The sequence below is a fragment of the Streptomyces sp. NBC_00876 genome (assembly GCF_045207435.1).
Classification (GTDB): domain Bacteria; phylum Actinomycetota; class Actinomycetes; order Streptomycetales; family Streptomycetaceae; genus Streptomyces.
Genome location: NZ_CP108800.1, coordinates 7,125,869 through 7,140,352, shown reverse-complemented (window position 1 = coordinate 7,140,352; position 14,484 = coordinate 7,125,869). Strand labels below are relative to the sequence as shown.

General features: G+C 68.5%; 18 protein-coding genes. 12 read left to right on the top strand and 6 right to left on the bottom strand.

What is annotated here, in order from left to right; all coding sequences use genetic code 11:
• Nucleotides 1-6 precede the first annotated feature (6 nt).
• From OG782_RS31265 to OG782_RS31225, 9 genes are all read left to right on the top strand, one after another.
• Nucleotides 7-1,137, top strand: coding sequence for an FAD-dependent oxidoreductase (locus tag OG782_RS31265; protein ID WP_406456708.1), 1,131 nt, complete (start codon nt 7-9; stop codon nt 1,135-1,137).
• Nucleotides 1,134-2,132: an amidohydrolase family protein gene (locus OG782_RS31260; RefSeq protein WP_406456706.1), complete on the top strand. Its 999-nt coding sequence runs from the start codon at nt 1,134-1,136 to the stop codon at nt 2,130-2,132. The genes OG782_RS31265 and OG782_RS31260 overlap by 4 nt, the downstream gene beginning before the upstream one ends.
• 19 nt (nt 2,133-2,151) lie before the next feature.
• Complete coding sequence (locus OG782_RS31255) at nt 2,152-3,090, top strand: VOC family protein (protein ID WP_406456704.1); 939 nt, start codon at nt 2,152-2,154, stop codon at nt 3,088-3,090.
• Between the two features lie 236 nt (nt 3,091-3,326).
• Complete coding sequence (locus OG782_RS31250) at nt 3,327-4,298, top strand: fumarylacetoacetate hydrolase family protein (RefSeq protein ID WP_406456702.1); 972 nt, start codon at nt 3,327-3,329, stop codon at nt 4,296-4,298.
• Between the two features lie 14 nt (nt 4,299-4,312).
• Nucleotides 4,313-5,071 carry an SDR family NAD(P)-dependent oxidoreductase gene (locus tag OG782_RS31245; protein WP_406459368.1) on the top strand — a complete coding sequence of 253 codons (759 nt, stop codon included), beginning with the start codon at nt 4,313-4,315 and terminating at the stop codon, nt 5,069-5,071.
• Between the two features lie 215 nt (nt 5,072-5,286).
• Nucleotides 5,287-5,409, top strand: coding sequence for a hypothetical protein (locus OG782_RS31240; RefSeq protein ID WP_406456700.1), 123 nt, complete (start codon nt 5,287-5,289; stop codon nt 5,407-5,409).
• Nucleotides 5,406-6,161, top strand: a complete 756-nt coding sequence (locus OG782_RS31235) for a CoA transferase subunit A (protein ID WP_406456698.1) — start codon at nt 5,406-5,408, stop codon at nt 6,159-6,161. The genes OG782_RS31240 and OG782_RS31235 overlap by 4 nt, the downstream gene beginning before the upstream one ends.
• Complete coding sequence (locus OG782_RS31230; protein WP_306086486.1) at nt 6,161-6,811, top strand: CoA transferase subunit B; 651 nt, start codon at nt 6,161-6,163, stop codon at nt 6,809-6,811. Before OG782_RS31235 ends, OG782_RS31230 begins: the two co-directional genes overlap by 1 nt.
• 624 nt (nt 6,812-7,435) lie before the next feature.
• Nucleotides 7,436-8,035 (top strand): exonuclease, encoded by a 600-nt coding sequence (locus tag OG782_RS31225; protein ID WP_406456696.1) that lies wholly within the window; start codon nt 7,436-7,438, stop codon nt 8,033-8,035.
• 87 nt (nt 8,036-8,122) lie between these two features.
• Here the strand turns inward: OG782_RS31225 and OG782_RS31220 are convergent, their stop codons facing one another.
• Entirely contained in the window at nt 8,123-8,578 is a 456-nt protein-coding gene (locus tag OG782_RS31220) for a hypothetical protein (RefSeq protein ID WP_406456694.1), read from the bottom strand.
• A gap of 200 nt (nt 8,579-8,778) precedes the next feature.
• Between OG782_RS31220 and OG782_RS31215 the strand changes: the two genes are divergently transcribed.
• The gene (locus OG782_RS31215; protein ID WP_406456692.1) at nt 8,779-8,970 is read left to right on the top strand and encodes a hypothetical protein; all 192 of its coding nucleotides are present in this window, start codon (nt 8,779-8,781) and stop codon (nt 8,968-8,970) included.
• Between the two features lie 85 nt (nt 8,971-9,055).
• Here OG782_RS31215 and OG782_RS31210 read toward each other — a convergent pair whose 3' ends face one another.
• From OG782_RS31210 to OG782_RS31190, 5 genes are all read right to left on the bottom strand, one after another.
• A complete protein-coding gene (locus OG782_RS31210) occupies nt 9,056-9,349 on the bottom strand; it encodes a DUF1330 domain-containing protein (protein ID WP_406456690.1) in 294 nt (97 codons plus the stop codon).
• 113 nt (nt 9,350-9,462) lie between these two features.
• Nucleotides 9,463-10,917, bottom strand: a complete 1,455-nt coding sequence (locus tag OG782_RS31205; RefSeq protein ID WP_406456688.1) for an MFS transporter — start codon at nt 10,915-10,917, stop codon at nt 9,463-9,465.
• A 26-nt stretch (nt 10,918-10,943) separates the two neighbouring features.
• On the bottom strand, nt 10,944-11,402 hold the full coding sequence (locus OG782_RS31200; protein WP_406456686.1) for a MarR family winged helix-turn-helix transcriptional regulator: 459 nt from the start codon (nt 11,400-11,402) through the stop codon (nt 10,944-10,946).
• Nucleotides 11,403-11,733: 331 nt separating this feature from the next.
• Nucleotides 11,734-12,231 carry a hypothetical protein gene (locus OG782_RS31195; protein WP_406456684.1) on the bottom strand — a complete coding sequence of 166 codons (498 nt, stop codon included), beginning with the start codon at nt 12,229-12,231 and terminating at the stop codon, nt 11,734-11,736.
• Nucleotides 12,222-12,410: a hypothetical protein gene (locus OG782_RS31190; protein WP_406456682.1), complete on the bottom strand. Its 189-nt coding sequence runs from the start codon at nt 12,408-12,410 to the stop codon at nt 12,222-12,224. Before OG782_RS31190 ends, OG782_RS31195 begins: the two co-directional genes overlap by 10 nt.
• Before the next feature lie 683 nt (nt 12,411-13,093).
• Between OG782_RS31190 and OG782_RS31185 the strand changes: the two genes are divergently transcribed.
• On the top strand, nt 13,094-13,615 hold the full coding sequence (locus OG782_RS31185; protein WP_406456680.1) for a hypothetical protein: 522 nt from the start codon (nt 13,094-13,096) through the stop codon (nt 13,613-13,615).
• Between the two features lie 327 nt (nt 13,616-13,942).
• Nucleotides 13,943-14,434, top strand: coding sequence for an NUDIX hydrolase (locus OG782_RS31180; RefSeq protein WP_406459366.1), 492 nt, complete (start codon nt 13,943-13,945; stop codon nt 14,432-14,434).
• Nucleotides 14,435-14,484: the final 50 nt, after the last annotated feature.

Here is a 14,484-nt window from a genome sequence, read left to right as displayed (position 1 = left end):
TTCCCCATGAGAAACGACCGTACGGTCCTGGTGATCGGCGGCGGCGCGGCCGGCAACGCCCTCACCGTCCTGCTGCGCCGCGCCGGCCTCGACGTGGACCTGATCGAAGCGAAGGACGACTGGAACGCCACCGCGGGTTCCGGCATCACCCTCCAGGGCAACGCCCTGCGCGTACTGCGTGAACTGGGCGTGTGGGAGCAGGTGCAGGCATCGGGCTACGGTTTCGGCTCGGTGGGCATCACCGCCCCCGACGGCACCGTCCTGCACGCCCAGGACGACATCCGCAGCGGAGGCGACGACCTGCCGGCCACCGTCGGCATGCAGCGCCCACAGCTGCAGCAGATCCTCATCGACGCGGTGCGCGCGAGCGGAGCCCACGTACGCCTGGGCGCCAAGGCCACCGACTTCGACCAGGACGACGACGGCGTCACCGTGCGCTTCAGCGACGGCTCCGAGGGCCGCTACGGCCTGGTGGTCGCCGCCGACGGCCTCGGTTCCGCCACCCGCGCCGCGATCGGCATCACCGCGAAGCCGGAGCCGACCGGCATGGCCATCTGGCGTATCGCCGCCCCCCGCCCAGCTGGTCTCACCCGCACCGACCTCGCCTACGGCGGCCCGGCCTACATCGCCGGCTACTGCCCCACCAGCGACACCACGCTCTACGCATACGTCGTCGAGGCCAACCGCGACCGGGCATCCATCCCGCCGGAGACCTACGCCGACGAGATGCGCCGACTGACCTCCGCGTACGGCGGATTCTGGCCGGCGATCACCGCGACCATCACGGATCCCGGGCAGGTCAACTACACCTGGTTCGACCGGATGCTCGTCGAGGGCTCCTGGCACCGCGGCCGCATCGTGCTCATCGGCGACGCCGCGCACTGCTGCCCGCCCACCCTCGCCCAGGGCGCCGCCCTGTCCCTGGAGGACGCCTGGGTCCTCGCCCAGATGCTGACCGAGGCCGGCACCTGGGACGACGCACTGCTCCAGGCGTACTACGAGCGCCGCATCACCCGCGTCCGTCCGGTCGTGGAGGCGTCCGTCCAGATCGGACAGTGGCAGCTCGACGGAGTCCGCGACGCCGACGTGCCCGGTCTGATGGGCCGCACCATGACGATGCTCCGGGAGCTGCCGTGACATCCCCGACCGTGGACGTCCACGCCCACGTCCTGGTCCCCGAAATCGAGGCGCTCGTCGCCGGTATGCCCGCGCACGCCGAGGCCAAGGAGCTGGACGCCCGACGCAACGGCCCCGACGCCCTTGCCGTCAGCGGCCCCATGGTCCGCGCACGCATCCCGAAGATGACCGATGTCACCGCACGCCTCACGGCGATGGACGCCCAGGGTGTCGACGTCCAACTGGTCAGCCCCTCCCCCTCTCACTACCACTACTGGGCGGACCGCGACACGGCCGAGAAGGTCTACCGGCTCGCCAACGAGGCCACCGCCGCACACTGCGCCCAAGCTCCGGACCGGCTGCGCGGGCTGGGACTCGTACCTCTCCAGCACCCTGATCTCATGGTGCGCGCCCTCGACCATGCCCTCGGCCAGGGGCTGGCCGGTGTGGAGATCTCCAGCCACGCACCGGGGCGCGAGCTGTCCGACCCGGCGTACGAGCCCTTCTGGTCACGGGCCCAGGAGACGGGTGCGATTCTCTTCCTGCATCCCTTCGGGTGCACGCTCGACGAGCGTCTGGACCGGTGGTACCTGTCCAACACCGTCGGCCAGCCCGCCGAGAACGCCGTGGCCCTCTCGCACCTGATCTTCTCCGGGGTCCTGGACAGACACCCCGGCCTGAGACTGATCGCCGCCCACGGCGGTGGTTACCTGCCCACCCACATCGGGCGGTCCGACCACGCCTGGTCGGCACGCTCCGACGCCGGCGCGGGGTGCGCGCACCTGCCCAGCAGCTACCTCAGGCGGATCTACTTCGACTCCCTCGTCCACGACCCGCGGGTGCTGGGCTCACTGATCGAGGTCGCGGGTGCGGACCGGGTCCTGCTCGGCTCGGACTTCCCCTTCGACATGGGATCCGAGGATCCGGTCGGCGCGCTGCGCGCCGCACGACTGCCCGAGACCGATTTCGACGCGGTACGCGGCGGCAACGCCGCCGCCCTACTGCGACTCGCCTGACCTCACGAGGAGGAACACCATGAACGCACGCCTGCTCACCCACCTTCGGCACGTCGACCTCGCGGTGCCCGACTACGACAAGCAGCTCGACTTCTACGCCGGGGTGTGGGGCCTGACCAAGGTCGCCGAGGACTCCGGGATCTCGTTCCTGGCCGCCGAGGGCTCCCCCGAGCAGTACGTCGTACGGCTGCGCAGGGCCGAGGAGAAGCGCCTCGACCTCGTCTCGTACGGTGCCGCGAACCCGGCCGACGTGGACACCCTCGCCGAGCGGCTGCTGGCCGGCGGCGTGGAGCTGATCAGCCGGCCCGGGAAGGTGGACACCCCGGGCGGTGGGTACGGCTTCCGCTTCTTCGACGTCGACGGCCGCACCATCGAGGTCTCCGCGGACGTCGAGGTCCGCCAGCACAGGAAGATCGAGGAGAAGGAGGCCATCCCGGTCAAGCTCTCCCACGTCGTCCTCAACTCCCCCGACCTGAACCGCACGCGGGAGTGGTACGAGCGCCACCTCGGCTTCGCCCTCTCCGACACGCTCAGCTCCCCGCACATGGGCGAGGTCATGCACTTCATGCGCATCAGCAACCAGCACCACTCGATGGCCATCGCCCAGGGACCGCACACCGCCCTGCACCATGTCTCGTTCGAGATGCGCGGCATCGACGAGTACATGCGCGGCTCGGGCCGGGTCATGCGAGCCGGCTTCAAGAAGATCTGGGGCCCCGGCCGCCACATGGCGGGCGACAACACCTTCACGTACTTCCTCGACCCGCACGGCAACACCGTCGAATACACCACCGAGCTGGAGAACCTCGACGAGGACACCTGGCACCCGCACGTCTACGACTTCTCCAAGCCCGAAGTCACCGACCAGTGGGGCACCGCCAACGCCATGAACGAGATCGTCGCCAAGGAGTCGTTCAACGACCCCGACCGCGGCGTGTTCGTCGCCCCGCCCGTCTGATCGGGCGAACCTGGGGCGCGGCGGCACAGCCCCTGCCCGACGCACCCGCCGCACCCGCCGCACCCCAGGAACCCGGCACACCCAGTCACCCCGTACCGTCGCTCGCTCAGCTGTCGGACGGCAGCGGACCACCGCAGCCAGCACCTCCGCGCGGGCGGCCAGCTATCGGAGCGGGGCCACGACCCGACCCGATGCGCATCCTGCTCACCTGACCCACACTCCGCTGGAGCCGCACCATGCGTTTCGCCGCATACCAACATCAGCACGGCTGCCGGGTGGCCGTCGTGGAAGAGGACGGCACACTCTTTCCCCTGCCCGGCGTCACGTCTCTGACCGCGCTGCTCGCGGAGACCGACGGGCTCCCCGGCCTGCTCGCCGCAGGCGCGGCGGCACTCGATGTGCCGGCCGGGCCCCATGTGTCCCAGGTGCGGCTGCTCCCCCCGCTCCAGCCCACCTCGGTACGCGACTTCGTCACCTTTGAGGAGCACGTCGAAGGCGTGCGCCGATCGATCGACGGCGTCGCCGGGGTGCCCGACGAGTGGTATGCGGCACCGACCTTCTACTTCACCAATCCGCACGCGATCTACGGACCCCGGGACGGGATCCCGGTGCCGCCCGGCTCCGCAGTTCTCGACTTCGAACTCGAAGTGGGAGCCGTCATCGGCCGCGAAGGCCGCGACCTCACACCGGAACGCGCCCGCGACCACATCGTGGGCTACACCGTCTTCAACGACTGGTCCGCACGCGACCTGCAGTCAGCCGAAATGAAGGTCGGCCTCGGCCCGTGCAAGGGCAAGGACACCGCCACCACCCTCGGCCCCTACCTCGTGACCGCCGACGAGCTGGAGCCCCACCGTGACGCCGAAGGTTTCCTGCGGCTGGCCCTCACCGCCAGGATCAACGGGGAGACCGTCGGTACGGACCTGCTGTCCAACATGAGCTGGACCTTCGAGGAGATGACCGCCTACGCGTCCCGCGGCACCCGCGTCGTACCGGGCGACGTCCTCGGGTCGGGAACCTGCGGCAACGGCGGCTGCCTCGCCGAACTCTGGGGCCTGAGCGGCAAGCAGACCCCACCCCCGTTGCAGCCCGGTGACACCGTCAGCCTGACCGTCGAAGGTATCGGCACACTCACCAACACCGTGGTCTCGGGTGTGGAACCCCTCCCCCTGCCCGCCGGCCGGCGCCGCAACCGGGAGCGGCCGTGACCGGCCAGCCCTCCATGAGACTTCTCGACAAGGTGATCGTCGTCACCGGCGCTGCCCGTGGCCAGGGCGCCGCCGAGGCCGCCGCCCTCACCCGCGAGGGCGCCCACGTCATCGCCACAGATATTGAACCCCTGCACGGATGCCGTGGTCTCGACGTTGCCAGCGAGAAGGACTGGGCCGGCCTCGCCGCCGCACTGCGGGAGACCCACGGGCAGGTGCACGGCCTGGTCAACAACGCCGGCATCACGTGGCGCGCACGCGTCGGCGACGTACGCCCCGACGACATGGCCCGCGTCCACGCGGTCAACGTCACCGGCCCTCTCCTCGGCATCCAGCACCTCACGCCCCTGATGCCCCCGGGCTCCTCCATCGTGAACGTCGGCTCGTCCGCGGCCCTCACCGCCCACTACCCGGTCGCGTACACGACCAGCAAGTGGGCCCTGCGGGGCCTCTCGAAGGCCGCCGCGCTGGAGCTCGGCCCCCGCGGCATCCGGGTCAACATGATCCATCCCGGGTATATCGAGACCGAGATGACCGCCTCCGCCGCCCCGGCCTTCCGCGAGGCCAACATCCGCGAGACTCCACTGGGACGCACCGGAAGCGTCGACGAGGTGGCTCCCCTGGTGGTCTTCCTGATGTCCGACCAGTCGTCGTTCATCAGCGGAGCTGAGATACCCGTCGACGGCGGCCTCACCGCACACGGCGGAGTCAAGTCCATATCTGACGCCCTTCGCCCCGAAGCCGCGGTGCGAAACGGCTCGAAGGCAAGGTGACTCCGATTTCCGGCACCGCGCGAGGCCGGGGCCGGTCAGCGGCTCTGCGGTTCGCCGCTGAAGGCGTGCAGTCCGTCGAAGGCGACCTGATCCACGAGTAGGCCGTCGGCGACCCAGCGGCTCGCCGCCCGGAAGGGCGGCACTGCTCTCGTCCCCAGCCCTTTGGACTTCACCGACGAGGCTCAGCCCGCGCCTGGGCCGAAGAGACCCCGGACGTGTTCGGCGAGATCGGCATCGTCTACGCCAACGCCGGCGCCGTCCGCGCCGATCTCGTCGTCGACGGCCGCCGGTCCACCGTCCTGCCCGGCGCCATCCCAGAGAAGGAATCACACACGTGAACAAAGTCAGCGGCAGCGCCGCCGAGGCGGTCACAGACATCCCGTCCGGTGCCTCACTGGCCGTCGGCGGTTTCGGGCTCTCCGGCATTCCTGATGTGCTCATCGACGCCCTGCACAAGCAAGGGGCCAGCGGCCTGAATGTCGTTTCCAATAATTGTGGAGTGGACGGCCGCGGCCTCGGCGTCCTGCTCGCCGCAGGACGCATCTCCCGTGTAACCGGCTCCTACGTGGGCGAGAACAAGGAGTTCGCCCGGCAGTACCTCAGCGGAGAGCTGGAGGTGGAGCTGACCCCGCAGGGCACGCTCGCCGAACGCCTGCGGGCCGGTGGCGCCGGGATACCCGCCTTCTACACGCCTGCGGGCGTCGGTACCCAGGTGGCGGAGGGCGGCCTGCCCTGGCGCTACGCGCACGACGGCACGGTTGCCGTCGCCTCGCCGCCCAAGGAAACCCGGGACTTCTCCGGGCGCACGTACCTTCTGGAGCACGGCATCGCCACCGACTTCGCCCTCGTCCGGGCATGGCGGGGCGACCGGCACGGCAACCTCGTATTCCGCCGGGCTGCGGCCAACTTCAACCCCCTCGCGGCCATGGCCGGCCGCGTCACCATTGCTGAAGTCGAGGAACTCGTCGAACCCGGCGAGCTGGCCCCCGACGAGGTCCACCTGCCTGGCATCTACGTGCAGAGGGTTGTGGAGCTCACCCCCGAGCAGGCCGCCGACAAGCACATCGAGAAGAGGACGGTGCGCAACTGATGCCCTGGACCCGTGAACAGATGGCCTCCCGCGCCGCCGAGGAACTCGCTGACGGCTCCTACGTCAACCTGGGCATCGGCCTCCCCACCCTCATCCCCGGCTACCTCCCACCCGGGGTGCACGTCGTGCTCCACTCCGAGAACGGCATCCTCGGTACCGGCCCTTATCCCACCGAGGACCAGGTGGACGCGGACCTCATCAACGCAGGCAAGGAAACCGTCACGGTCCTGCCCGGTGCCTCCTTCTTCGACTCCGCGCTCTCCTTCGGCATGATCCGCGGGGGTCACATCGACACCGCCGTTCTCGGCGCCATGCAGGTGTCGGCCCGAGGCGACCTCGCCAACTGGATGATCCCCGGCAAGATGGTCAAGGGCATGGGCGGCGCCATGGACCTCGTCCATGGCGCCCGGCGTGTCATCGTCCTCATGGAGCACACCGCCAAGGACGGCAGCCCCAAAATCGTGGAGGAGTGCACTCTGCCCCTCACCGGTCAGCAGTGCGTGCACCGCATCATCACCGACCTCGGCGTCCTGGACGTCACCGACCGCGGCCTCGCCCTTGTCGAAACAGCCCCGGGCACAACGTTCTCGGACATCATCACGCGCACCGAAGCTCGCGTATACGCGGACAGTCGTACGGCCGCATGCTGATCAGACGGACCTGACGTCGCGTTCCCTGCTGACCTCCGAGTGCGGGGTTGGTCTTCCTCCCCGATGACATGCTGCGCGGACCCGCAGAGCAGCACCTCGACACCCGAGCACTCGGATTCTCCTGTGAACTGGGGGCACAGCAATGGGTTCTCGTGCGACGTGAAGGTGTACACCCCCTTGTCGTGCAGACCCCAGTCCCGAACGCGGGGGCCTCGGTGAAACGGGCCCGAGAACCCCATCCACTCATACGCTCCGACGGAACGACACGGGGCCGGGACCGCCGTGTGCGCCGTGCATGTCTTCTCGAGGTACGCGATTGCCGTTTCCAGATCCGGGCCCTCGGACTCGCCGGCACCGGCCGAGCCGGACTCGCCGACCGCGACGCGGCCCCCAACACCGAACGCCGTCGTCTCAACCTCGAAGGAGCGGCCCCCGAGAGGGCTCCCTGAACCGCTGTGGAAATGCCGGAGTTTCGGTTGTGAAAAACAGAGCAGGTGCCACGATCCGCTGCCCACCGAGGAGGTGGAGCTGCGGCGAACCATTCCTGACGCAACCACCCACGCCGGGTTGAGCGTTTACGCTCAGACTTCCTCGTAGGCCACTGGGAACACGGAAGAAGAGGCAATGGCAAAAGCAGAGTTCTACGTTTCGGCCGATGTGGAGGCCGACGGGCCGGTGCCCGGGCCGTTCTCCATGTCGAGCTTCGGCCTGTCGGTGGCAGGGGTTCGGGCCGGGGACGTGTTCCGGGTGATCGACCCCGCTGAGCACACCTTCTACGCCGAACTCAAGCCGATCAGTGACGCCTTCGACCCGGAGGCCCTGGCGGTCGGCGGCCTGGACCGCGGGCGGCTGGCGCGGGAGGGGCTGGATCCCGTCGAGGCAATGAATGGCGCGGCCGCGTGGCTGGCCGCCGTGTCGGACGAGCTGGACGCCAAGCCGGTGTTCGTCGCGTACCCGCTTGGGTACGACTGGATGTGGATGTACTGGTACTTCATACAGTTCGCCGACGGCGGTTCGCCGTTCGGCCATTCCCGCTGCATGGACCTGAAGTCGCTGTACGCGGCCAAGGCCGACGTGCAGATCGGGGAGGCGACGAAGCGGTCGATGCCGCAACACCTGCTGTCCTCACGCCCCCACACGCACAACGCCCTGGACGACGCGATCGAGCAGGCCGAACTGTTCCAGAACCTCATGCGCTGGGATGCCCCCCGCGCCCGTCACTGACCTCACCAATTCGCCCGGGCACGGCGACCGTTGGGGCGGAGACGCGAGAACGCCTTCCTGACCTGGGACGATGAACCTGCTGACAGGCTATAGGCCCAAGCTCGTGACGAAGCCCGAGAAGGTAGGTGCTACGACCCGCCACTGGCACAGATGGGGGTCCGCCCAGAAGTCACTGCCTACGACGCGGGGATCCGAGGGGTCAGACCGGTAGTCGAGGGCCAGGGCGCCGTCATCACCGGGGATGCGAGTGGTGACGATCAGCACTGCCTGTTCGATGTCGAGCCAAGGCAGTTCGAGCGGGGCGGCGCCCTTGCTTCCGCGCGCCTGACGAAAGAAGGCGGTGTGCGGATCGTCGGCGAACATGTCCATCGACCGGGACGCGTACTCCATCTGCTGAGGGTTCGATACGAAGTGAAGTGGGTCCTTGAACCACGGGATGACCTTCGCAAGCGCCGCATCGCCCGGGTGACGCCAGAGGCCGCGATCGATGAGGGACATCAGCAGGGCGGGCAGTACAAGTCCACGGACTGTCGAAGGCTCCATGGAGCACAGTTTCGCACCGCGGGCAAAACCAAGGAGACACGCTCCATCTGATTCGCTGATGCCACCGGGGCAGCGTCCTGCGCACCGCCGCCCACCTGGCCGCCGAACACGGCCCCTTCGACCCGGTCCTGGCCGGAAGCCTCTTCGGCTACCTCGAAGACCGCTTCGCTCGAACCCTGATCCGCACCACTCTGTCCCGCATGTGCCGCCCCAAAGGCACGTTCCACTTCGCCGACATCGCGCCCCCGAACCCCTACGGCGCCCTGATGGCCCACATCGGCCGCCGGAACCTCGTCGAACGCACCCCGCCGGCATCGTGGCCGCCGTCCGCGCCGCCGCGCCTCCGGGAACCGTCGCCGGACTGGACATCACCGCCGATGCCACTGGCCTGACGCTGTTCGCGACGGTGCGGCGCGCTGACGGGCCGGGGTGATCCCCGCCGTCGGCTCGCGTTCGTCGCCGACGCAGCCTCGATCGTCAGTCGAGGCCTTCGACGATGCGGAAGTCGCGCTCGACACCGTCAGCAAGTACGGCCAGCGCCTCCTGGTAGGCCGCACTCGCATGTGCGGCGACCGCCTGTTCGAAGCTGTCGAACTCGATCAGGATGGTGCGCTCGGCGATTCCGGCGTCGTGTGCGACGACCCGGCCGTCGCGGGCGAGCAGCCGCCCGCCCGCAGCCGCGACGGCTGGACCGGCCAGCTTGTTGTAGGCAGCCAGCTTCTCGGGGTCCGCAATGGAGCGGTAGGCGCTGACCCAGTAGCCCTTGGCCACGGTTACCTCCTGTGTTCGGAATGGATGTTCAGAAGCATGCTCAGACCCATGGCCGGCGCGCTATGGGTCAGCGAGCCGGCGGAGACGGCATCGAAGTCGGACGGCTTCGATCCTCAGCCTCCGGTCCGACTGGACCGGCCCGGGCCCGGCACACCGCCTGGGACCGTGACCGGGTCGGTCTCGGGTGAGCGTCGGCGGGCGAGGGCGAGGCCGGCCATCGTCGTGATCGCCATCGCGGCGACGCCGACCAGCGCCGCGGTCGTGTAGGCGTCGTCGTTCGGGAAGAGGCTGCCCGTGGCGGTGCCGGCGGCCAGGACCAGACCGCCGATGGCGCTGCCCAGGGAGTACCCGACGCTGCGGACGACGTAGTTGAAGCTCATGGCGCTCGACGTCTCGCTCTTGGGGGTGACGGCCAGGATGACGCCGGGCATGGCGGCCGAGAAGCTGCCGACGCCGAAGCCCAGCACGCCCATGGCCACGAGCAGTTCGGCCAGGCTGGACCGCGCGGTGGCGAACAGGACGAACCCGCCGCCGACGATGGCGGCGCTGCCGGCCAGGATCAGGGGGCCGTCGATCCGCATCCGGACCCGCGGTGTGAGCTTGCCGGCGACGAACCCCAGCACGGAGAACGGGATGAGGACCAGCCCCGCCACGAAGGTGGTCAGCCCGAAGCCGTAGCCAGCGCTGTGCGGCGTCTGCGCGTAGCGGGTGATGAGCGTGAGCAGGAGGTACATGCCGATCCCGCCGACGAACATGGCGATGTTCGCCCCGGCGACCGCCGGGTGCCGTACCGCCCGGACGTCGACCAGAGGCGTCTTGGTCCGCAGTTCGGAAACGGTCCAGGCGAAGAGCAGGAGTACGGCGGCGACGGCAAGGGTCACCGCCACGGCGAGGTGTCGGCTCCACAGGCTCCTCTCGCCGGCCAGGAACAGGACGAGGAGCAGTCCAGCCGCCAGGACGAGCGCACCGGCCACGTTCACGTGAGCGGAGCGGCCTTCGGGAGCTGCGGGCATGGAGCGCCACGCGGTCACGAAGGCGATGGCGGTGACGAGCAGGCCGAGGCCGTAGGCGGCCCGCAGTCCGCCGAACTCGGCGAGCAGCGCGGCCAGCGGGTAGCCGACGCCGGCTCCGATGATGGAGACCACTGAGATCAGGGCGATCGTGGCCGCGCTGCGCTCCTCGGGAAGATGGTCGCGGGCCACGCCCATCATCAGCGCTGTGAGACCGAGTCCGACGCCTTGGGCCGCTCTGCCCACGAGCAGCCAGGCGAACGGCAGCGGCAGCACGGTGAGTGCGCTGCCGACGACGACGATCGCCAGCGTGGCGAGAATCGTGGCCCGCCGGTGCGGTCCGGCTCCGAGCCGGCCGAGGACGGGTGTGGCGACGGCGCCGCTGAGCAGGGCGATGGTCAGCGTCCACTGCGCGCTGTCGAGGGAGACGTGGAACGTGGTCGCCACGCTGGTGATGAGCGGCGTCCCGAGGCTGGCGACAGCCGCCACGACCAGGGCGATGAACACCAGGGCGGGGACCAGCAGCCGTGTCCCGGAACGTATCGGGGCAGTGCTCATGGGCTGGTCATGAGGCCGGGCACCGGTCACCGGTCCGACTCCTCGCGGACGTGGCTTTCGAGCTCCGCCAGATGCAGCAGCGCCGGGAGGGCTGCTGCCAAGGCCTCGGCCTCGTCACCGGTGAGTTCGTCGATCAACCGCGCGTACGCGTCGATGCCCGCCTTGCGTCGCGTCCGGACGTACGACGCGCCGGCGTCGGTCAGGCACACCAGCGTGACCCGCTTGTCGGACGGGTCGCCCTTCCGCTCGACCAGCCCGGATTCCTCCATCACCCGGACCAGGACGGTCATGGCGGGCTGGGTGACGCCCCCGGCCACCGCCAGATCGGTGATCCGTCGCGGGCCGGTCTTGTCCAGGGTGGCCAAGGTGGCGGCGGACGTCAGGCTCATGTCGCGTGGAAGGCGTCTCACAGCCCTGGTGGCCAGACCGTAGAGGGCTGACCCGATGGCATCGGAAGCGCCGTGCGCGGCGTCTCGGCGACTCATACCTGAAGCATAACAGTTTTATATGAATCCTTTATGGATCTCCCTCGCGGAGCGTCACGGACGTTCTGCACCCGTCAGGACCCCGGCAGTGACGCTCGCCGACGGCGGCGCGGCCATCGCGGATCCGGCCGTACTGCGGGACCAGGCGGGGTCGTTCGGCGCAATAGCCTCGACACCGACGGCCCGGCGACTGTTCGCCGACACCGACGAGAGGACACCGGCTCCCCTGCGCCCGGGCCCGGGAAGTTGGTCTGATGCACGATCAGGTGACATCCGAATTGACTCACCGGCTTCGAAGTCCACGCGATGCAGCGCTGAGAACGGTCAATTTTCAGTAGTTTATGACCGAGTCGATGTAAATCTTCGGGTCGTCCGGCGATTCGCCCGCATAGGAATCGCCCGCGACAGTGGTGGTCTCTCTTCCCGTCCGACCTGCGGCCACATGCGGGAAGTCGAGTTCAGTGGTCCGCACCCACTCTTTACCGTCACCCACACTGACAGTGACCCTGATATTGACGGCCTGGTCACCGCTATTAGTGGCATTGCAAGCAATGTTGAAGCCAATCGCACTGCGAGTGACCCGGACCTCCACATCGCCAAGCGTGACGATCTTCGTGCGCCCCAGGTGACTGATCACCGGTGACGGTTCCGAACTCGCCTCGGTCGCAGCCGGAGCACTCGGCATACGCGTCGACGCGGCAGGAGAAGATGACGAGGGGGCGGCAGGAGTACTCGAATTCGAGCACCCGGTGACCAGCGCACCGACGAGCAGCACTGCACCCCAAGTTGCGATGCGCAGCATGTTCCGGCGGGATCGCATCAGTTGCATGCGCCGAGGGCGAGGTAGTTGTCGATGACGACCTCGGTGCAAGCGGTGTCGTACGTGCCGCACCGAGCCGCACCGGCCGAGATGGCGTAGCCGGCTCCACATGCATGGGCGGCGGCTTCGGCAACCCTCGCATCGGGCGCAACGAACCTCTTGGCTATGCCGCTTGCCCGCCTGTCCACCTTGCCCCCCTTAACATCCATGAGTCTCAATCGGCGGGATGCCCGTCGACTCGACCCCGTCGGCCACTGATCCGACTGGCACCGCCACGGTCACAGTGAACAGGACGGCGCAGAGACCGACGAACCCTGCAACAGCCCCACTCCCCCTGAAGTGTTGGCCAGCTAATCCTGACGCACGGAGAGTATCGCATCGAATGCACAAGCCGCGAGGACTTCCGATCCCCCCAGCCATGAGGCATCGACTTTTGCTGGCCAATTGAACTGTTGATTCGCTTCGACACCAAAAACGCCCTATGGGCCGGATGTTGAGGTGAACGTTATAGCCTCTTTTCTGCCCTTGGCTCTCACCTGGAGAGTGCTTACTTGTCAGCACATCCATGCGCAAGGTGTGCACATGCCAAGAGGCAGTTCGATCTGACGCTGTCGCGACTTCCGTGGTCTCGCCCTGTTGATCTTCAACGGGTGAGGAGTATGCGATTGCTGACACGAGGCCGCAGTCCTCAGCCGTCTCACCATCGGGTGATGCGGCTCAGCCAGGTGAGTGACACCGGCCACCCACCGCTGCCGCCGGGCCGGCCGGTGCTCCAGGATCGGGTGCCGCCGCCGTCTTCGGCGGAATGTGCATCGACCGCGTCCGTGCCGTACGAGCGACGCGACCAAGGCTGTTCGAGGAGTCCGATCCCATGCGTTCACGCGTCATCTCTGTCATGGCCGCCGCGGTTGCGGCCACTGCGGCACTAGCGCAACCCGCCCAAGCCGCCCCGCTCGTCGACGGGGTCTACCGGTTCGCGGCTCTCCAGGACGGCAAATGCCTGATCTGGCCCAAACCGAACGGGAACAGGGGCATGGTGTCGCTGGGCGACTGCACGGAGAACACGAACACCTCGGCGAACTGGCAGGTACGTCTACGCCCCAACGGAACGATGGAAGTCTCCACGCCGGGCTCGAACCCGCGCACCTGCCTGAGCTTGGCTACGGATTATAAAGTGATGGCCAACGACTGTGCCGGCAAGTACGCCGAGTGGACCGTCTCCTACGGGTCCGCCGGACCCGGCAGCGCGGTGTGGGCCGACATCGAGCACACTCCCAGCGACCAGTCCAACTCGTGGGGCAAGCTGGTGGATGATCCGGGCGTAACCGGTCGCATCATTGTGAGGCGGGTCCCCATCGAGCCGCACTACTGGGCGTTGCAGCAGGTCAGCTAGAAGCTGATCTCAGCAACGGGCCATTGCACGCGCCTCGCGCTCTCTCGTCGGCCCGACCTGGAGTCGGAAAAGGCGATGACTGGCGTCGTGCGCACAGCATCGCCAGCACGACAACGGTCCTGGTGTGGCGGCGCATCGACCCGGACTGCTCCGGAGCTCGGGTCGATGACCGCTGGAACCCACGCCGGACCAACGAGACTGCCAAGGCGCTCACCGGCCGCTGACAGACCACGCACCCGGACACCCGGCTCACCCGGCTCACCCGGCTCACCCGGCTCACCCGGCCGCAACTCAGGCTCCTGAATCCCGGAATACTCTGACGCGGTGATGAAACCTGAGGGGATCCTGGTGCCGCGCCCGAGCGCGCGCGTGGTGTTGCTGGACGACGCCGATCGGCTACTGCTGTTCTCCGCCATGAACAAGGAGGACGGTTCCGTCCGGTGGTTCACCCCTGGAGGCGGGCTCGAGCCGGGCGAGAGCCACGAGCAGGCTGCCCTGCGGGAGTTGCGGGAGGAGACCGGGCTGACAGACCTCTCGCTGGGGCCGGAAATCTGGCGAGGGCGTCCGTGGACAGCGGTCCGGGGCGACGTCGCCTATGAGGTTCGCCAGCGCTACTACCTGGCCCGGGTGCCTGCGTTCCAGGTCGATACCTCGGCTTTCGAGGAGATCGAGAAGGCCGCGATCACCGGGCACCGCTGGTGGACCGCGGCGGAACTGGCCGCGACGCCGGACTTGCTGCGGCCGGCTGAGCTGCCGAAACTGCTGGCGTCCTTGCTGACCGACGGCCCACCCGACCGACCGATCCCCGTAGACGGCTGAGCGCGCATCCTTGAGCACGGGCCATGCGGGCCGCCGCTCGGCGGCCCGCA